Source organism: Parviterribacter kavangonensis (genome assembly GCF_056863335.1).
In genome coordinates, this window is record NZ_JBXPJA010000001.1 from 609,991 (window position 1) to 628,232 (window position 18,242).

The 18,242-nt window shown below is 72.7% G+C and carries 22 protein-coding genes; 20 read left to right on the top strand and 2 right to left on the bottom strand.

What is annotated here, in order from left to right; all coding sequences use genetic code 11:
* Positions 1-12: 12 nt before the first annotated feature.
* Positions 13-1,641 (top strand): acyl-CoA synthetase, encoded by a 1,629-nt coding sequence (locus AC1UE4_RS03000; RefSeq protein ID WP_482915740.1) that lies wholly within the window; start codon positions 13-15, stop codon positions 1,639-1,641.
* A 25-nt stretch (positions 1,642-1,666) separates the two neighbouring features.
* A complete protein-coding gene (locus AC1UE4_RS03005) occupies positions 1,667-2,188 on the top strand; it encodes a YceD family protein (protein ID WP_482915741.1) in 522 nt (173 codons plus the stop codon).
* Here the strand turns inward: AC1UE4_RS03005 and AC1UE4_RS03010 are convergent.
* A complete protein-coding gene (locus AC1UE4_RS03010; protein WP_482915742.1) occupies positions 2,171-3,022 on the bottom strand; it encodes a GNAT family N-acetyltransferase in 852 nt (283 codons plus the stop codon). The genes AC1UE4_RS03005 and AC1UE4_RS03010 overlap by 18 nt on opposite strands.
* A gap of 31 nt (positions 3,023-3,053) precedes the next feature.
* On the opposite strand from AC1UE4_RS03010, the gene rpmF reads away from it, so the two are divergent.
* The 6 genes from rpmF to AC1UE4_RS03040 are packed head-to-tail and all read left to right on the top strand — an operon-like array spanning position 3,054 to position 9,818.
* On the top strand, positions 3,054-3,260 hold the full coding sequence (gene rpmF, locus AC1UE4_RS03015) for a 50S ribosomal protein L32 (protein WP_482915743.1): 207 nt from the start codon (positions 3,054-3,056) through the stop codon (positions 3,258-3,260).
* A gap of 9 nt (positions 3,261-3,269) precedes the next feature.
* Positions 3,270-4,304, top strand: a complete 1,035-nt coding sequence (locus AC1UE4_RS03020; RefSeq protein WP_482915744.1) for a phosphate acyltransferase — start codon at positions 3,270-3,272, stop codon at positions 4,302-4,304.
* A 5-nt stretch (positions 4,305-4,309) separates the two neighbouring features.
* Positions 4,310-4,561 carry an acyl carrier protein gene (gene acpP / locus AC1UE4_RS03025; protein ID WP_482915745.1) on the top strand — a complete coding sequence of 84 codons (252 nt, stop codon included), beginning with the start codon at positions 4,310-4,312 and terminating at the stop codon, positions 4,559-4,561.
* Between the two features lie 4 nt (positions 4,562-4,565).
* Positions 4,566-5,288, top strand: a complete 723-nt coding sequence (locus AC1UE4_RS03030) for a ribonuclease III family protein (RefSeq protein WP_482915746.1) — start codon at positions 4,566-4,568, stop codon at positions 5,286-5,288.
* Position 5,289: 1 nt separating this feature from the next.
* A complete protein-coding gene (locus tag AC1UE4_RS03035) occupies positions 5,290-8,517 on the top strand; it encodes a chromosome segregation SMC family protein (protein WP_482915747.1) in 3,228 nt (1,075 codons plus the stop codon).
* Positions 8,517-9,818 (top strand): hypothetical protein, encoded by a 1,302-nt coding sequence (locus AC1UE4_RS03040; protein ID WP_482915748.1) that lies wholly within the window; start codon positions 8,517-8,519, stop codon positions 9,816-9,818. Before AC1UE4_RS03035 ends, AC1UE4_RS03040 begins: the two co-directional genes overlap by 1 nt.
* On the opposite strand, the gene AC1UE4_RS03045 is transcribed toward AC1UE4_RS03040, so the two are convergent.
* The gene (locus AC1UE4_RS03045) at positions 9,815-10,270 is read right to left on the bottom strand and encodes a GNAT family N-acetyltransferase (protein WP_482915749.1); all 456 of its coding nucleotides are present in this window, start codon (positions 10,268-10,270) and stop codon (positions 9,815-9,817) included. The two genes, AC1UE4_RS03040 and AC1UE4_RS03045, sit on opposite strands and share 4 nt — an antisense overlap.
* A 66-nt stretch (positions 10,271-10,336) precedes the next feature.
* On the opposite strand from AC1UE4_RS03045, the gene AC1UE4_RS03050 reads away from it, so the two are divergent.
* The 12 genes from AC1UE4_RS03050 (at position 10,337) to trmD (ending at position 18,238) form a co-directional block, all read left to right on the top strand.
* Positions 10,337-11,173: a hypothetical protein gene (locus tag AC1UE4_RS03050; protein WP_482915750.1), complete on the top strand. Its 837-nt coding sequence runs from the start codon at positions 10,337-10,339 to the stop codon at positions 11,171-11,173.
* A gap of 156 nt (positions 11,174-11,329) precedes the next feature.
* Positions 11,330-11,731, top strand: coding sequence for a peroxiredoxin-like family protein (locus AC1UE4_RS03055; RefSeq protein WP_482915751.1), 402 nt, complete (start codon positions 11,330-11,332; stop codon positions 11,729-11,731).
* Positions 11,732-11,755: 24 nt separating this feature from the next.
* On the top strand, positions 11,756-12,757 hold the full coding sequence (gene ftsY, locus AC1UE4_RS03060) for a signal recognition particle-docking protein FtsY (RefSeq protein ID WP_482915752.1): 1,002 nt from the start codon (positions 11,756-11,758) through the stop codon (positions 12,755-12,757).
* The gene (locus AC1UE4_RS03065; protein ID WP_482915753.1) at positions 12,726-13,277 is read left to right on the top strand and encodes a VOC family protein; all 552 of its coding nucleotides are present in this window, start codon (positions 12,726-12,728) and stop codon (positions 13,275-13,277) included. Before ftsY ends, AC1UE4_RS03065 begins: the two co-directional genes overlap by 32 nt.
* Positions 13,278-13,313: 36 nt before the next feature.
* On the top strand, positions 13,314-13,739 hold the full coding sequence (locus AC1UE4_RS03070; RefSeq protein ID WP_482915754.1) for an NfeD family protein: 426 nt from the start codon (positions 13,314-13,316) through the stop codon (positions 13,737-13,739).
* A gap of 12 nt (positions 13,740-13,751) precedes the next feature.
* The gene (locus AC1UE4_RS03075; RefSeq protein WP_482915755.1) at positions 13,752-14,645 is read left to right on the top strand and encodes an SPFH domain-containing protein; all 894 of its coding nucleotides are present in this window, start codon (positions 13,752-13,754) and stop codon (positions 14,643-14,645) included.
* Positions 14,626-15,219, top strand: coding sequence for an O-methyltransferase (locus tag AC1UE4_RS03080; protein WP_482915756.1), 594 nt, complete (start codon positions 14,626-14,628; stop codon positions 15,217-15,219). Before AC1UE4_RS03075 ends, AC1UE4_RS03080 begins: the two co-directional genes overlap by 20 nt.
* A gap of 10 nt (positions 15,220-15,229) precedes the next feature.
* Positions 15,230-16,561 carry a signal recognition particle protein gene (ffh, locus tag AC1UE4_RS03085; RefSeq protein WP_482915757.1) on the top strand — a complete coding sequence of 444 codons (1,332 nt, stop codon included), beginning with the start codon at positions 15,230-15,232 and terminating at the stop codon, positions 16,559-16,561.
* 25 nt (positions 16,562-16,586) lie between these two features.
* On the top strand, positions 16,587-16,844 hold the full coding sequence (gene rpsP, locus AC1UE4_RS03090) for a 30S ribosomal protein S16 (protein ID WP_482915758.1): 258 nt from the start codon (positions 16,587-16,589) through the stop codon (positions 16,842-16,844).
* Positions 16,760-17,074 carry a KH domain-containing protein gene (locus AC1UE4_RS03095; RefSeq protein ID WP_482915759.1) on the top strand — a complete coding sequence of 105 codons (315 nt, stop codon included), beginning with the start codon at positions 16,760-16,762 and terminating at the stop codon, positions 17,072-17,074. The genes rpsP and AC1UE4_RS03095 overlap by 85 nt, the downstream gene beginning before the upstream one ends.
* Complete coding sequence (gene rimM / locus AC1UE4_RS03100; protein WP_482915760.1) at positions 17,074-17,544, top strand: ribosome maturation factor RimM; 471 nt, start codon at positions 17,074-17,076, stop codon at positions 17,542-17,544. Before AC1UE4_RS03095 ends, rimM begins: the two co-directional genes overlap by 1 nt.
* On the top strand, positions 17,534-18,238 hold the full coding sequence (gene trmD / locus AC1UE4_RS03105; protein ID WP_482915761.1) for a tRNA (guanosine(37)-N1)-methyltransferase TrmD: 705 nt from the start codon (positions 17,534-17,536) through the stop codon (positions 18,236-18,238). The genes rimM and trmD overlap by 11 nt, the downstream gene beginning before the upstream one ends.
* Positions 18,239-18,242: the final 4 nt, after the last annotated feature.

Below are 18,242 nucleotides of genomic sequence, written 5' to 3' on the forward strand. Positions count from 1 at the left end.
CGATCCAGCGTCATGAACGTGTTCGACCAAGTCGTCCACAAGGGTTGGGTCGCCTGGACCATGGCGGGCACGGGCGTCATCCGTCCCACCCGGCCGGACAAGCTCGTCCGCATCGGTCTCGCGCTGCACCGCTGGGGCCCCACGCCGGCCGCCGGCTACACCGCCGCCGCGATCCGGTTCCCCAACGAGACGGCGATCATCGACGAGCTGGGGACGCTCACGTTCGAGGACGTCCACAAGCGCTCCAACGCGCTCGCGAGCTCGCTCGCCGAGCGCGGCATCAAGGAGGGCGACGGCGTCGCGATCATGTGCCGCAACCACCGCGGCTTCGTCGACGCGACGGTCGCGTGCTCCAAGCTCGGGGCGCACGCGCTGTTCCTCAACACGATGTTCGCCGGGCCGCAGATCACCGACGTGATGGCCCGCGAGGAGCCCGCGGCGATCATCTACGACGACGAGTTCAGCGACCTCGTCAAGGACGGCTCGAAGGGCCGCAAGCGGTTCATCGGCTGGTTCGAGGGCCCGAAGAAGCCGCGCGGCGTCGAGATCCTCGAGGACCTCATCGCCGACGGCGACGACGCCGACGTCGACCCGCCGATGGAGAAGGGCCGCGTCGTGATCCTCACGTCCGGCACGACCGGCACGCCGAAGGGCGCCTCGCGCAAGCAGCCCGACAACATCGACCCGGCCGCGGCGCTGTTCAGCAAGATCCCGCTGAAGGTCCGCGAGAACACGATGATCGCCGCGCCGATGTTCCACTCGTGGGGCTTCGCGCACTTCACGCTCGGCATGGGCCTGGCGTCGACGCTGGTCCTGCGGCGCAAGTTCGATCCGGAGCTGACGCTGAGCGACGTCGCGCAGCACGAGTGCACGACGCTCGCGGTCGTCCCGGTGATGCTCCAGCGCATCCTCGACCTGGGCGAGGAGACGATCAAGAAGTACGACACGTCGTCGCTGCGCGTGATCGCGGTGAGCGGGTCGGCGCTGCCCGGCGAGCTCGCGGTCAAGGTCATGGACGCCTTCGGGGACGTGCTCTTCAACCTCTACGGCTCGACCGAGGTCGCGTGGGCGACGATCGCGACGCCGGAGGACCTGCGCTCCGCGCCGGGCACCGCGGGCCGGCCGCCGCGGGGCACGATCGTCAAGCTCCTCGACGAGGACGGCAAGGAGGTCTCGCAGGGTGAGACCGGCCGCATCTTCGTGGCGAACGAGATGCTCTTCGAGGGCTACACCGGCGGCGGCAACAAGGACGTCGTCGACGGGCTGATGTCGACCGGCGACGTCGGGCACTTCGACGAGGGCGGGCGGCTGTTCGTCGACGGCCGCGACGACGAGATGATCGTCTCGGGCGGCGAGAACGTGTTCCCCCGCGAGATCGAGGACCTGCTCCACGACCACCCGAACGTCGACGAGGTCGCCGTCATCGGCGTCGACGACGAGAAGTTCGGCCAGCGGCTGAAGGCCTTCGTGGTCAAGAGCGGCGAGGTCAGCGAGGACGACCTCAAGAGTCACGTGAAGTCGAACCTCGCCGGCTACAAGGTGCCGCGCGAGATCGAGTTCATGGACGAGCTGCCGCGTAACGCGACCGGCAAGATCGTGAAGAAGGATCTCAAGGCCGCGGAGGAACCCGCGAAGAGCTAACGGGTGCGCGGGATACGCTGAGCGTATGGCCGCCCGCACCGACATCTTCGACCTCGGGCGCCTCTCGCTCAGCCCCGGTGAGGGGCGTCGTCTCGACCTCTCCGTGCACGTCGACGCCTTCGGGTTCGGCGGGCAGGAGTACGCCGTGGCCACGCGCGAGGTGCCGGTCACGCTCGACGTCTCCCGCATGACGGGCGGCGGGTACTCGCTGCGGCTGCGCTTCGCCGCCGAGCTGGACGGCCCGTGCATGCGCTGCCTGCAGCCCGCGCATCCGTCGTTCGAGGTCGACTCGCGCGAGATCGACGCGCCCGGCGGCGGGGACGAGATGAGCTCGCCCTACGTCGACGGGGAGGAGCTCGACCTCCAGGCCTGGGCGCGCGACGCGCTCGCCCTCGTGCTCCCCGCGCAGATCCTGTGCCGCGACGAGTGCGCCGGGCTGTGCCCGCAGTGCGGCAAGGACCTCAACGCCGAGCCGCACGAGCACGAGAAGGAGCCCGACCCGCGCTGGGCCAAGCTGCGCGACCTGCGCCTAGAGGAGCGCTCCTGACGGCAGGAAGGCGCGCAGCGGGCCGAGCGCGCCACGGGTGAAGAACGGCCCCTCCGGCGACAGCATCAGCCGCGCGCGCAGGCCCGCCTGCACGCACCAGTCATGGCCGGCCATGACGAAGTCGACATGCACCGTCGCACCGTTCGGGCCGGCGGCCAGGCACGACCACAGCAGGTCGAGCGCCGCCTCCTCGTCGGTGGCCAGCAGCATCGCGGGGCTGCCTTCGGGGTGGTGGATCGCGAAGCCGCGGCCGGGGATGGCGAGCATCCCGAAGCCCGCGCGTTCGCTGACCATCTGGAGGTCGACCGGCCCGTACGCGCCGCCGCGCACCGCCGCGCCGATCGCCGCCGCGGCCTCGTAGTCGTCGGACGGCGCGGCGCGCAGCCCGGTGGGGATCGCCCCGCGGTTCGGGATGCCGGCGAGCGAGACGCACGGGCGCAGGTCGAACCCCGCGCGCGCGTAGAGGCGCATCGCCTTCGGGTCGGTCGAGGAGCAGATGAGCCCGGCGCGCGTGCCGTCGGCGTACGTGAGCGCCGCGTCGAGCAGCTTGCCGCCCGCGCCGCGCGCGTGGCGGTCGGGGTGGACGGCGAGCATCGACAGCCCCCAGATCCCGTCCCGCACGATCGCCATCGCGCCGCCGACGATCTCGCCGTCGTCCTCGGCGACCCAGCAGCCCCGTCCGTCGTGGTCGAGCAGGTGCGCGGTGCGGACGTTGAGCCATGCCTCACGCGTCGCGCCGCCGTCCTCGTCCCACTCGGGCGGGACCGGCAGGGCGACCTTGATGACCTCGTTGACGGCCGGCACGTCCTCGGCGGTGAGCGGTCTGATCTCCATGCGGACCGCGTGTTCTATCCTGCTGCGCCCTATGGCCGTCCCGAAGCAGAAGCAGTCGCACGCGCGCACGGCGAAGCGCCGGGCCACGCACAAGGCGGCGGTGCCGACCGTCAACGAGTGCCCGACCTGCCACAGCCCGCGCCGCCCGCATCGGGTGTGCCCCGTCTGCGGCAGCTACGGCGGTCGCACGGTCGTCGCCCCCAGCGCGCACGACCACGACCACGATCACGACCACTAGGCGGTCACGGTGAGCGCCGAGCAGCGCTCCCCGATCATCGCCGTGGACGTCAACGGCGCGGACGACCCGTCCGCGGCGGCGGAGGGCGCTCGCCTCGCGGCGGAGCGCGGCCTCCGCGTGCTGCTCTTCGGCCCGGCGTCGGTCGCGCCCTCGCATCCGAACATCGAGGTCGTCGACGCCCCGGTCTCGATCGCCAAGGATCCGGACCCGGCGCGGGCCGCGCGCTCGACGCCCGAGGCCTCGATCGTCCAGGCCGCCCGCGCGGTCGCCGAGGGCCGCGCCGACGCGATGGTCGCCGGCGGCTCGACCGGAGCGGCGCTCGCCGCGGGGCTCTTCAACATCAAGCGCGCGAAGGGCGTGCACCGGCCGGCGCTCGCCCTGCCGCTGCCGGTCCCCGGCGCGCCGGTGACGCTGCTCGACGTCGGCGCCAACGACGCTGTCCGGCCCGAGCACCTCGTCCAGTTCGCCTTCATGGGCGCGTCGCTCGCGAGCGCCGTGCTCGGCATCGAGCGCCCGCGCGTCGGCCTGCTCTCCAACGGCACCGAGGCCGGCAAGGGGCGCGACGAGGTCGTCGAGGCGCACGCGGCGCTCACGGAGCGCGTCGGCGATGCGTTCGACTTCATCGGCAACGTCGAGGGCTTCGCGGTGACCGCGGGGGTCGCGGACGTCATCGTCACCGACGGCTTCACGGGGAACGTGACGCTCAAGGTCGCCGAGGGCGTTTCGCAGGCGATGATCGGGTTCGTCCGCCGCGCCGCGATGTCGTCGTCGCGCGCGAAGGCCGGCGGCGCGCTGCTCAAGCCGGCCCTGTACGGCCTGCGCGACGAGATCGACCCCGAGGCCGGCGGCGGGGCGTACCTGCTCGGCCTGCGGCGGCTCGCCGTCGTTCCCCACGGCTCCTTCGGCCCGCGCGGCGTGTGCGAGGCGATCGTCCGCGCCGACCGGGGCGTCCGCGAGGAGCTGATCGACCGCACGTACGCCGCGCTGGAGGCCGCGGGCGCACTGCGCCGCATCCCGGCGTCCGACGGCGTGTCTAGCTTGTGAGCACGATGACCCGCGAAGAGGTCTTCTCGCTGATCCAGTCCCACCTCGCCGACGAGCTCGACGTCGATCCCGCGCGGATCGACGAGTCGACGCGGTTCAAGGAGGACCTGGACGCCGACTCCCTCGACCTGTACACGCTGGTGCAGGAGCTCGAGGACTCCTACGGGGTCAAGATCTCCGACGAGGAGGCATCGAGGATCCTCTCCGTCGGCCAGGCGGTCGACTTCGTGCTTGCCCAAGAGGTCCGACCCTCCTGACTAGGTGGAGAAGCTCCGCGCCCTGCTCGACGACCTGCCCGAGGAGCTCCACCGGCAGGTCTTCACGCACGCTTCGTGGACCGAGCGGCGCTCGGACTCGTACTCGCGGCTGGCGTTCCTCGGCGACTCCGTGCTGGGTCTCGCGGTGACGACGTTCCTCTACCCGCGCCTGGAGGCCGAGCGCTTCGGCGCGGGCCGGCTGACGAAGATCCGCGCCCAGGCCGTCTCGGGACCCTCGTGCCGCGCGGTGGCCGAGCGGCTCGACGTGCAGACGCGGCTGATCGAGACGGCGCCGGACGGCGTCGGGCAGAGCGCCGCGACGCTCGTGGAGACCGAGCGCGTGCTGGCCTCCGTCATCGAGGCCGTGATCGGGGCGTGCTACCTCGAGAACGGCTACGAGACGACGTCGGCGGCGGTCGTCGAGGCGTTCATGCCGGAGATCGAGCAGGCGCTCGCCAACCCGGTGGACTTCAAGTCGACGCTGCAGGAGCGCCTCGCGCGCCGCGGGCGCACGGTCATCTACGACGTGGTGGCCGAGCTCGGCCCGCCGCACGACCGGACGTTCGAGGTCGTGGCGGTCGTCGAGGACGAGGAGGTCGGCAGGGGCTCGGGGCGCTCGAAGAAGCACGCCGAGCAGGAGGCCGCCCGCCTCGCGCTCGACAGCCTCGAGGAGGACGACGCCGACGAGCTGGACGACCCCGTCCTGACCGAGCCGGAGGACGAGTGACGTGCACCTGAAGTCGCTCACCCTCAAGGGCTTCAAGTCGTTCCCCGACCGCACGCGGCTCGAGTTCGGCACCGGCATCTCGGTCGTCGTCGGGCCGAACGGGTCCGGGAAGTCGAACGTCACCGACGCGGTGCTGTGGGCGATGGGCGAGCAGTCGCCGCTCGCGGTCCGCGGCCAGTCGATGCAGGACGTCATCTTCGCTGGCGGGCGCGGCGTGCAGGCGCGGCAGTCGGCCGAGGTCGAGCTGGTGCTCGACAACGGCGACGGCACCGTCGACCTGCCGGTGGGCGAGATCTCGATCCTCCGCCGCCTCGATCGCAACGGCGAGGGCGAGTACCGGCTGAACGGCGCGAAGTGCCGCATGGTCGACGTGCTCGAGGTGCTGTCGGACACGGGCCTGGGCAAGGAGATGCACTCCGTCGTCTCGCAGGGCCGCGTCGAGGCGATCGTCACGTCCAAGCCACGCGACCGCCGGCTGCTGATCGAGGAGGCCGCGGGGCTCGCCAAGCACCGCAAACGCCGCCGCCGCGCGCAGCTCAAGCTCGAGCGCACGCAGGACAACCTCGATCGCGCCCTGGACGTCGAGCGCGAGGCGCGCTCGCGGCTGCGGCCGCTGAAGCGCCAGGCCGACGCGGCCGAGCTGCACGAGCGGCTCGAGCGCCAGTCGGTCGAGGCGCGGTGGGAGCTCGCGCGCGACCGCTCCCGGGCGACGCGCGAGGCGCTGTCCGCGGCCGAGCGCGCCGCCGCCGAGGCACACAAGCTGCAGGCGGACACGGAGGCGGAGCTGGCCGCGGTCGCCCAGCGCCGCGAGGCCGCCGAGGAGGCGCTGGCCGCGCGGACCGAGCGGCGCGAGGCGCTGGCCAAGCGCGTCTACGCGGCGCGGTCGGCGTCGCAACGGATCGACATGCGGGCCGAGCAGGCGTCCGCGACGGCGTCGTCGCTGGTGGAGCGGGTGGCCGCCCGGACCGCGCAGCTGGAGGCGCTGCGGGCAGCCGAGGCCGCCGACGCCCCCGACGACGCGGGGCGCGAGCGGATCGAGCAGCTCGAGGCCGAGCTCGTGCGCCTCGACGAGGAGCGCGAGGCGGAGCTCGAGCGCGAGGTCGCCCGGCTCGAGGAGGAGCGCGCCGCGGCTGCGGCGGCGTCCGCCGAGGCGGCCGAGGCCGTCCGCCTGCGCAGCGCGGAGCTCGCCGAGGCCGAGCAGGCCTGCGAGGCCGCCCGCGCGTCGCGGCGCGAGCTCGAGAAGGCCGTCGAGGCCGCCCGCCGCGAGGCCGCCCGCGTCGGCGCCGAGCTCGCCGCGGTCAACCAGTTCCTGCGCTCGCACACCGCCGCGCCCGGCGGCGCCCGGGCGCTGTCGAACGAGCTCGAGGTCGAGGCCGGCTACGAGCTCGCCCTCGCGGCCGCGCTCGACACGCGGCTCGGAGCGGTCCTCGCCGACGACCTCGCCGCCGGCACGGCGCTGCTCGACAAGGGCGGCCGCGACGGAGCGAGAGTCCTCGTCGTCGGCGGCGGCGAGAAGACGCCCATCTCCTCCATCCCGGATGTCGAGGGGGCGCGTCGTCTCCTCGATCTCGTCCGGGGGCCGGACGACGCGCTCTCCGCTGCTCGCCGCCTCCTCTCCGACGCGTGGGTCGTCGAGTCGCTCGACGGCCTCGAGGGCTTCTCCGGCCTCGCCGTCACGCAGGACGGCCGCGCGTGGTCGGGCGCGACGCGCGAGCTGCGGCGGGTCGCCGGCGGCGGCGCGGAGCGCGTGCTGGCCGAGCGCAACCGCCGCGACAAGCTCGTCGGCGAGTCCGAGAAGGCGGTCCAGGCGGAGCACCGCGCGCACAAGGAGCTCGAGGGCACGGAGTCGTCGGTCTCCGAGGCCGACGCCGCGCGCGACGCCGCCGACCGCGCGCGCCGCGACGCCGACCGGGCCCGTTCGCAGGCGCAGGAGGACGAACGCCGCGCCGCCTGGGTCATCGAGCAGCGCCGCAAGCAGCCCGAGCAGGGCGAGACCGCGGTCCGCCGCGCCCAGATCACCGGCGAGCTGCAGGCCGAGCGCCGCGTCGCCGAGCGCGCCGCCCGCGACCGCGCCGAGCGCACGCGCCGGATCCTCGTCCTCGCCGGCCAGCTCGAGGCCGAGCAGCAGCTCGTCCCGCAGGCCCAGCGGCTCGTCGAGGTCCTCGCCGAGCTGCAGGCTGCGACCGCGACGCGGCTCGAGACGCTCGAGGCCGACCTGGCCGCCGACCGCGCCGAGGGCGAGGGCGTCGCCGCCGAGCTGCGCAGCTGCGCGCAGGAGGAGGCGCAGGTCCAGGGCAGGCTCCGGCAGCGCAACGAGGCGGTCACGCAGGCCGAGGTTCGCGCGCAGCAGGCGCGCGACCAGGCCGCCGAGGCCGAGCAGGAGCTGGGGCAGCTCGCCGAGCGCCTCGGCCTCCCGGCCGAGCCGGCGGAGCAGGCGCTCGCGCCCGAGGAGGCCGTCCAGCTGCGCCAGCGGATCGAGAAGCTCGCCCGCCGTCGCGAGCAGCTCGGCCCGGTCAACCCGCTCGCCAAGCAGGAGTACGACGAGGCGATCGCGCACGTCGAGGAGCTCGAGACGCAGCGCACCGACCTCGAGACCGCGCTGCGCGAGCTCAAGCAGGTCATCCGCGAGACCGACCGCCAGATCAAGGAGACGTTCGAGGCGACGTTCAACGCGGCGGCCAAGAACTTCGAGGAGCTCTCCGAGCAGCTCTTCCCCGGCGGCCGCGGCCGGCTGCGGCTCGTCCGCGAGGACGCCGGCCCGCGCCCGGTCATCGGCGGTCAGGACGCGTCCGAGGAGCAGCAGACCGCCGCCGAGGCCGCCGAGGACGCCGCCGACGCGGAGGAGCGCCCGGAGGAGGAAGAGGACCTGCTCGGCGTCGAGATCGAGATCACGCCGGCCGGCAAGTCGATGAAGCGCCTGACGCTTCTGTCCGGCGGCGAGAAGTCGATGACCGCGATCGCCTTCCTCTTCAGCGTCTTCCTCGCCCGCCCGTGCCCGTTCTACATCCTCGACGAGGTCGAGGCGGCGCTCGACGACGTGAACATCGGGCGCTTCCTCACCCTGCTCGAGAAGTACGCCGACCGCGCGCAGTTCATCGTCGTGACGCACCAGAAGCGCACGATGGAGGCCGCCGACACGCTCTACGGCGTCTCGATGGGTGACGACGGCGTCTCGAAGGTCGTCTCCCGCCGCCTGCCGCGCGAGGTCAAGGAAGCGGCCGCCGCCTGATGGGCAAGCGCGCGCGGCGCAAGGGCCAGGACGGCCCCGGCAGCGACGACCGCCCCGACGCCGTCAAGGAGCTGCTGGGCGATGACGCGCCGGCGCGTGCGCCGGCCGACGCCGAGAGCCCTGGTGCGTCCGAGCCCGCGGAGGGCGAGCGACCACGCAAGCAGATCGCCGATCCGCGCCTACGCGAGGTCATCGCGTACGCGGAGGAGGCGGACATGCTCTACCACCTCTTCCGCTGGACGCTGCTCCAGGGGAAGGTGCCGACGGCGCGCGACTGGCTGCCGCGGGAGGACATGCCGCACCCCGACGCCGTCGCCGATGTCTTCGGGTCCTGGCAGAAGTTCCTCGAGCACTCGCAGCTCGCCGACAGCCCGCTGCTCGCCCGGCTGCGGACGCTCGAGGATCGCGAGAAGGAGCTCGACTCGCGCGAGCGCCAGGTGGAGCGCGAGCAGCAGCGTAGCGCCGACCAGCGCCGCCAGCTCGACGTCGCCCGCCGCCGCCGCGAGGAGGCCGAGCGCGAGCGCGACGAGGAGGCCGGCCGTGCCACGCGGGCCGAGCGCGCGCTCGCCGACGCCGAGGCGCGCGCCGACCGGGCGGAGGCCGTCCTGCAGGACCGCCGCGCGGCCGCGCAGGAGAGCGTCACGCCGAGCGAGGGCGTCAGCGAGGACTGGCTGAAGGCCCATGAGGCGGCGCTCGCCGAGCTCGAGGCCGTCCGCGCCCACCGCGACGAGCTGCTGCGGCGCGTCGAGGGACTCGAGGAGGACGCGCGCCGCGACCGCCAGGCGATCGCCGAGCTGTCGGCCGCGCTCGGCGACCGCGCCCCCGCGGAGGCCGACGAGCCGCAGGCCGAGGAGGACCCGAAGTCCGTCCTCGAGGCGGTCCGGATCGCAGCCGAGACGTCGCCGCACCTCGTCTTCACCGAGTCCGCCTTCGAGTCAGCGGCCGACAGCCCGTACCGCCGCCCGGTCGAGATCCTCGACGCGCTGCGCAAGCTCGACACGCTGGCCGAGCGGTACACCGCCGGCCAGATGGGCACCTCGCTCGGCCAGGCCGCCCAGGAGATCGGCCTGACCTGGCGCGCCGGGGTCTCGGAGCTCGCCCGCACCCGCTGGGCGAAGCACTACGTCGTCGCTTACGACGGCCACACGCTCGACCTCGGGCCGCACCTCGCCCTCGGCAGCGGGTCAGGAGCCGGCTTCGTCGCCCGCATCTACCTCCACCTCGCCGACGGCAACGGCGACGTCCCCCGCGGCGTCTACGTCGGCCACGTCGGCCGGCACCTGCCGGACACCACCACCTAGAGGCGCTTCTCGCCCCAGAACGACGCGAACGGGTTCGCGTTGAAGTTGCCGATCTCGCGGTAGCCGGCGTCGCGGTACATCCGCTCGGCGTGGGGCTGGTGCTCCCCGGTGTCGAGCCGGGCGATCGTGAACCCGAGCGACCGTGCCGCGTCCTCGAGCGCGACGAGCAGGTCGCGGCCCAGCCCGCGGCCGCGGGCCGAGGGGACGACGTACATCCGCTTGATCTCGCACGCTCCGTCGGGCAGGCGCTTCACGCCGCCGCCGCACACCGCCTCGTCGCCGTCGAAGCCGACGACGAACGCGCCGCCGCGCGCGGATGAGAAGTCCTCGGGCGTCGCCGTCGGCGCGCCCGCGACGTCGATGCGGCCGTACAGCGGCTCCATCTCGGCGACCATCGCCTCCACGAGCTCGGTCGCCGGCGGGACGGCGGGATCGACGGTGCGGAACTCCATGCCCGACATGGTGGCGGACGGATGTCCGATCGAACATGACCCGCCGTCACTCCGATGATCGGAGCGATGCGCGCGTTCACCGTTCCCTTCACCGTCGCCGTCGCGAGCCTTGCGTTCGCGGCGCCCGCCCTCGCCGCCGACCCGGTCCCCGGAGCCCACTACGAGGGCACGACCGACACCGGCTCGCCGTTCGCGTTCGACGTCTCCTCCGACGGCACGAAGATCACGAACGTCGTGACGAGCGCCCCGCTGACCTGCGTCGGGCCGGAGGGCGGCGTGGAGATCTACGGCATCGCCTCGAAGGGCGCGTTCGACGTGGCCGGCGGCGCGATCTCGGGCAAGGACGAGGACGCGAGCCCGCGCCTGGAGATGAAGGGCGTCTTCGAGGACGCCCGGTCGGCGAAGGGCACGCTTGACGCGGCGACCTCGAAGTTCAAGATCGGCGAGGGCGTCACGAGCTGCATGCGCACCATCGAGTTCACCGCGCGCACCGCGTCCGGCGCGCCCGCGCCGGCCAAGACCGATGACGACCCCTCGCCCAGCGACGTCAGCCCGGGCCCCGTCCAGACCGTCGTCACCATCGGCGGCGCGGGGGCGCGGAAGCTCACGAGCGTCCTGAAGTCCGGCCTCGCGCTGCCGCTCAGCCTCGACGGCCCGGCGACCGTGACCGGGACGGCCACGCTCACCGCCCGGGACGCCAAGCGCTACGGAGTCAAGCGCACGCTCGCGACGAAGACGACCACCCGCGCGGCCGCCGGCGCCTTCACTCTGAACCTCAAGCCGAAGGCCGCGATCGCCCGGAAGCTCCGGCGCGCGAAGCGACTGCTCGTCACCGTCCAGGTCTCCACCGGCGGCGAGGTCGCGGCTCCGACGGTCACGCGGCGCAAGCTCACCCTGTCCTGAGGTACGGTCCGGGCCATGCAGTCCAGCGAGCTCGCCGACGTCGTCCTGCCGAACCAGGACGGCACCGACATCCGGCTCGGCGACCTGTGGGAGCACCGCCCCGTCGCCATCGTCTGGCTGCGCCACTACGGGTGAGTGCACTGCCGCGACCACGCGGTGCAGTTGCACCGCGCTCGTGAGCAGTTCGAGCAGGCGGGCCTCGGCCTCGTCCTGATCGGCCAGGCGACGCCGCGGCACGCGACGGCGTTCCGGCGCAAGTTGGAGTTCGACGACATCGACGTCCTCGCCGACGAGGACCGGCGCACGTACAAGATCGCCGGCTTCAAGCGCGCGAACGTCGGCCAGCTGCTCGGCCCGCAGTCGGTGATGTCCGGCCTGAAGCACGCCCGCCGCTCGGGCGTCATGCAGGGCCGGATCATCGGCGACGCGGCCCAGCTCGGCGGCGCCGCCGTCATCGACACCGACGGCACCGTCGTGTTCCACCAGGCGAGCGCGAACGCCGGCGACACCGTCGAGCCGGCCGAGCTGATCGCGGCCGCACCGAAGTCCGCCGCGTAGCGCTCGCTATCGTCGCCCGCCGACGTGGCCCGGGACTGGCGAGAGCTCTTCATCACCGACGGCGCGGCCCCCGCGCAGGCCGACTCCTCCGACGAGGAGCAGGGCCAGCGCCGCCGCGGGTTCTTCCGCCGCCTGCGCGACAACATGTCGAAGACCCGGCAGGCGCTGGCCGCCGAGGTCCAGGCGACGCTGTTCGAGTCGCTCGACGACGAGACGTGGGAGCGCCTTGAGGAGGCGCTGATCATGGCCGACGTCGGGGCGAAGACGACCGCCGAGGTCGTCGAGAAGCTCGAGCGCGAGGCCGAGGCGGGAGACATCGAGGGCGGCGAGGCGCTGACCCGCCGGCTCACCGAGCTGCTCGCGGGCATCGCCCGCACGGGCGACGAGCACATCGACCTGCGCCACGAGCCGGCCGTCGTGCTCATGGTCGGCGTCAACGGCACGGGCAAGACGACCACGCTCGGCAAGCTCTCCCACCACCTCAAGAACGAGCTCGGGCTCACGGTCCTGCTCGGCGCGGCCGACACGTTCCGCGCCGCGGCGGTCGAGCAGCTCGAGGGCTGGGCGCGCCGCGCCGACGTCCCGATCGTCACGCCCCAGAAGGAGGGCCAGGACCCCGGCTCGGTGGCCTTCGACGCGATCGCCGAGGGCCGCCGCCTCGGCGTCGACGTCGTCCTCATCGACACCGCCGGCCGGCTGCACACGCAGGACCAGCTCATGAGCGAGCTGACGAAGATCCGCCGTGTGATCCAGAAGCAGATGCCCGACGCGCCGCACGAGACGCTGCTGACCGTCGACGCGACGACGGGGCAGAACGGGCTGCGCCAGGCCAAGCTGTTCGCCGAGGCCGTCGAGGTCGACGGCATCGTGCTCACGAAGCTCGACGGCACCGCGAAGGGCGGCATCGCGCTGGCGATCGCCAGCGAGCTCGGCATCCCGGTCAAGCTCATAGGGATCGGCGAGGCCCTCGAGGACCTGCGCCCGTTCGACGCCGATGACTTCGCCCGCGCCCTCCTCACGGCCTGAGCTCGCCGAGGTCCGGGTCCCCGGCCCGCGCGAGCCGTGGCAGGCCGCCGGGCTCGCACGCGCCGGCCTGACGTTCGGCGCCGAGCGGCTCGAGATCGCCGTCACCGGGCTCGACCCCGGAGCGGACGTCGACGGGCTGCCGATCGTCGCCGCCGACGGTGCGGCGACCGTCGAGGGGATCGACCACGTCGTCGCCCTGACGCCCGATTTCGAGCGCACCCGCGACGCGCTCACGAACGCGGGCTTCGACCACCGCCGCGACCGCGACGCCGGGGGCGGCCGCCGGCAGGCGTTCTTCGTCCTCGGGCCCTGCCTGCTCGAGCTCGGCGGCCCGGTCGAGACCGAGCCGCGCTTCTGGGGCCTGACGCTCGTCGTCGACGACCTCGACGCGGCGAAGGCCCGGCTCGGCGATCTCCTCGGGGAGCCCGGAGACGCCGTCCAGCCCGGCCGGCGGATCGCCACGATGCGCCGCGAGGCGGGGCTGGGGATCCCCGTCGCGCTCATGACGCCGCGTCTCTAGTCAGCCGCCGCCCCGGGGACTAGGCTCGGCGCCGACATGGACGCTTGGGTCTGGTGGCTGATCGCAGCGGTGGTCTTCGCGGTGGGGGAGATCGGGACGCTCGGGTTCTTCCTCGGGCCGTTCGCGATCGGCGCCCTCGTCGCGTGCATCGTCAGCGCGGCCGGCGCCGGCTTCGTCGTCTCCGGGCTCGTGTTCCTCGCGGCCTCGGGCGTCGTCTTCGCGTCGCTGCGCCCGGTCGTGCGGCGCCACCTGCGCACGCCGGCGCACCTGCGGACGAACACCGCCGCGCTCGTCGGCAGGACGGCCACCGTCGTGGAGCCCGTGACGCGCGACGGGGGCTGCGTCAAGATCGACGGCGAGGTGTGGACCGCCCGGCCCTACGTGGACGAGGACGCCATCGAGCCGGGCGCGCGCGTGCAGGTGATGGAGATCCGCGGGGCCACCGCCCTGGTCAGCGAGTAAGGAGTCGAAGCCGTGGCAGGTCTGATCGTGGTCGGGGTGCTGGTGCTCTTCGCCCTGTTCCTCGCAGCACGCACCATCCGGATCATCCCGCAGGCCAAGGCCGGCGTCGTCGAGCGGCTCGGCCGCTACCAGCGCACGCTCGACCCCGGCCTCGCCGTCGTCATCCCCTTCGTCGACCGCGTCAAGCCGCTCATCGACCTGCGCGAGCAGGTGGTCAGCTTCCGCCCGCAGGCGGTGATCACGAAGGACAACGTGACGGTCAACATCGACACCGTCCTCTACTTCACGATCACCGAGCCGCGGTCGGTCACCTACGAGGTGGCGAACCCGTTGCAGGCCATCGAGCAGCTCACCGTCACGACGCTGCGCAACGTGATCGGCGGCCTCACGCTGGAGGAGACGCTGACCAGCCGCGACCAGATCAACTCGCAGCTGCGGTCGGTCCTCGACGAGGCGACCGGCAAGTGGGGCATCCGCGTCAACCGCGTCGAGCTGAAGTCGGTCGACCCGCCCGCCACCATCCAGGAGGCGATGGAGAAGCAGATGCGGGCCGAGCGCGACCGCCGCGCCGCGATCCTCAACGCCGAGGGCCTCAAGCAGTCGCAGATCCTCACGGCCGAGGGCGAGAAGCAGTCCGCGGTGCTCAAGGCGGAGGGCGCCAAGCAGGCGGCGATCCTGCGCGCCGAGGGCGAGTCGAAGGCGATCGAGACCGTCTTCCAGGCGATCCACGACGGCCGCCCGGACCAGGAGCTCCTCAGCTACCAGTACCTGCAGATGCTTCCGCAGCTGGCGCAGGGCGAGGCGAACAAGATCTTCGTCATCCCCAGCGAGGTGACGACGGCGCTCAGCAACCTGTCGGCGAAGCTCGGCGGTGGGCCGGACAACGGTGCCAAGCAGCTCCCCTGACGAGTACGCCGAGGCGCTCACGACGCCGGCGGAGCCGTACCTCCAGCGGCTGGCCGAGGAGACGCGCGAGGCGCTGACGAGCCCGCAGATGCTCAGCGGGCCGGTCGTCGGCCGGCTGCTCGAGCTGCTCGTGTGGACGCTGCAGCCGCGGCTCGTCCTGGAGATCGGGACGTACTCCGGCTACAGCGCGCTCAGCATGGCCCGCGGGCTGCCGCCGGGCGGGCGGATCATCACGTGCGAGGCCGACCCCGAGCGCGCCGCGTTCGCGCGCCGGCACATCGAGCGCCACGGCCGCATCTCGGTGCGCGAGGGCGACGCGATGGAGACGATCGCGTCGCTCGACGGGCCGTTCGACTTCGTCTTCATCGACGCCAACAAGGACGGCTACGTCGACTACTACGAGGCGGTGCTGCCGAAGCTGTCGCCGCGCGGGCTGATCGCCGCCGACAACACGCTGGGATACGAACGCAACCCCGATCTCGCGCGCTTCAACGAGCACGTCGCGGGGGATCCCCGGACGGTGCAGGTGCTGCTTCCCGTCCGCGACGGCGTCACGCTGATCCGCCGGGCCTAGACTGGCCCCAGTGTTCGACGCCCTTTCAGAGCGCCTCCAGGAGACCCTCGCCGACGTCCGGCAGCGGGGGACCCTGACCGAGGACGACGTCAACAAGACGATGCGCGAGATCCGTCTCGCGCTGCTCGAGGCCGACGTCAACTTCAAGGTCGTCCGCGAGTTCACCAAGGGGCTCAAGGAGCGGGCGCTCGGCGAGGAGGTCATCGGCCAGCTCAACCCCGGCCAGACCGTCGTCAAGATCGTCAACGACGAGCTGCGCGACCTCATGGGCGGCGCGGCCGGCGGCATCTCGTTCTCGCCGCGCCCGCCGACGGTCATCCTCATGGCCGGCCTCCAGGGCTCCGGCAAGACGACCGCGACCGGCAAGCTCGCGAAGCTGCTCAAGGAGCAGAACGGGTCGAGCGTCGCCGTCGCCGCGTGCGACGTCTACCGCCCGGCGGCGGTCGACCAGCTGATCAAGGTCGGCGCGCAGGCCGGCGCCGAGGTCTACGAGCAGGGCACCGACCGCGACCCCGTCGACATCGCCCGGTGGGCGCTCGACAAGGCGAAGATGGACGGCAAGGACGTCCTCATCGTCGACACGAGCGGCCGCCTGCACGTCGACGAGGCGCTCATGGAGGAGCTCAAGCGCATCCGCGCGGCGGTCAAGCCGCACGCGATCCTCCTCGTCGTCGACGCGATGACCGGCCAGGACGCCGTCAACGTCGCCGAGCAGTTCGCCGAGGCCGTCGACTTCGACGGCGTCGTGATGTCCAAGCTCGACGGTGACGCCCGCGGCGGCGCCGCGCTCAGCGTCAAGGCCGTCACCGGCAAGCCCATCCTCTACGCGTCGACGGGCGAGAAGCTCGGGGACTTCGAGAAGTTCCACCCCGACCGGATGGCGCAGCGGATCCTCGGGATGGGCGACGTCCTGTCGTTCATCGAGAAGGCCGAGAAGCAGGTCGACGAGGAGCGCGCCGAGGAGCTCGAGAAGAAGCTCCGCAAGGGCCAGTTCACCTTCGAGGACTTCCTCGACCAGCTGAAGATGATGCGGCGCATGGGGCCGCTGTCGTCGCTGCTCGGGATGATCCCCGGCCTCGGTGCGCAGATGCGCAACATCAAGGTCGACGACCGGCAGCTCGATCGCGTCGAGGCGATCGTCCTGTCGATGACGCCGGAGGAGCGCCGGCGGCCCGAGCTGATCAAGGGCTCGCGCCGCGCGCGCATCGCGAAGGGGTCGGGCACGTCGGTCCAGGAGGTCAACGGGCTGGTCAAGCAGTTCGGCCAGATGCAGAAGGTCATGAAGCAGCTGGGGCGCGGCCGGATGCCCGACCTCCAGTCGCTCATGCGGCAGTCGCGCTGACACCCGCTATCTTCTGTCGCCGCTTATGGCAGTCCGTCTTCGACTCACCCGCATCGGCGGCCGGAAGGATCCGGTCTGGCGCGTCGTCGCGGCCGATCAGCGCTCCAAGCGCGATGGCCGCGTCATCGAGATCCTCGGGCACTACAACGCGCAGACCGACCCGTCGACGGTGAAGATCGACGAGGACAAGGTGCGTGGGTGGCTCGCCCGGGGCGCCCAGCCCTCCGACACCGTCCGCAAGCTCCTGCGCACGCAGGGCATCGACCCCAACGTCCGGTCCTGAAGGACCTGCTCGAGGATCTCGTTCGGCTGCTCGTCTCGGAGCCCGAGCGCGTTTCCGTCGAGCAGTTCACCGAGGACGACGGGACCGTCGTGCTCGAGCTCTCCGTGGCCGATGACGACTACGGCCGGATCATCGGCCGTGGCGGCCGGACGGCCAACGCGCTGCGGCAGGTGATCAAGGCGTCGGCGGTCAAGGACCACAAGCGGGTCCTCGTCGACATCGTCGACTAGTGCGCGCCGGTCGTGTCGGCCGGCCGCATGGGCTCGACGGCAGCTTCCTCGTCGCCGACGCGGTCCCGGCGGTCTTCACCGTGGGCGCCGAGGTCGTCGTCGCCGGCCGCGCCGCGAAGGTCCTCGCCCGCAAGGGCACCGACGACCGGCTCATCGTCCGCCTCGACGTCGCGACCGGCCGCGATCAGCTCGAGCCGCTGCGCGGTGCGGACATCGAGGTGCCCGACGACCGGCGCCCGCCGCTCGACGACGACGAGTACTGGGCGGAGGACCTCGTCGGCTGCCGCGTCCTCGACGGCGAGCGGGAGCTGGGCGTCGTGCGCGAGCTGCTCGGCCTCCCGTCGTGCGAGGCGCTGCTGCTCGAGGGCTCCGACGTCGTGGTCCCGCTCGTCAGGGACGCGATCGTGAAGGTGGACATCGAGGCGAAGACGATCGCCGTGAACGGGGAGTTCCTCGGCCTTGCAACTTGACGTCGTCACGCTGTTCCCCGAGTGGTTCGAGTGGTTCCGCGGCGTGCGGCACGTCCGCAACGCGCTGGAGGCCGGCCACGAGCTGCGCGCGCTCAACCCGCGCGACCACTCGACGCTGAGCGGGCGGGTCGTCGACGACACGCCGTTCGGCGGCGGCGCCGGGATGGTGCTGCGCGTCGACGTCATGGACGCGGCGCTGCGCGGGTTCTACGGCGTCGACCCCGTCGAGCTGAAGACGCAGCGGCGCGTGATCGCGCTGGTGCCCGGCGGGCGCGTGCTCGACGACGCCTGGGTCGACGAGCTCGCGGGGGAGGAGGCGGTCACGCTGCTGTGCGGCCGCTACGAGGGGTTCGACGAGCGGATCGTCCAGCACTTCTGCTCCGACGTCCTGTCGGTCGGGCGGTACGTCCTCAGCGGCGGCGAGCTGCCGGCGATGGTGGTCTGCGACGCGATCCTGCGCAAGCTGCCGGGAACGCTCGGGCACGAGGAGTCGGCGGTCGAGGAGTCGTTCTCCAAGGCGCTCGGCGGCAACCCCGAGTACCCCCACTACACGCGCCCCGCGGAGTACCGCGGATGGCGGGTCCCGGACGTGCTGCTGAGCGGCCATCATGCGGAGATCGGCAACTGGCGGAGGGCCCGGTCGCAAGAACGCGGCCAGTCGACCCAGCCCCCACCCTTCGGTTCGCTACCCTGACTCG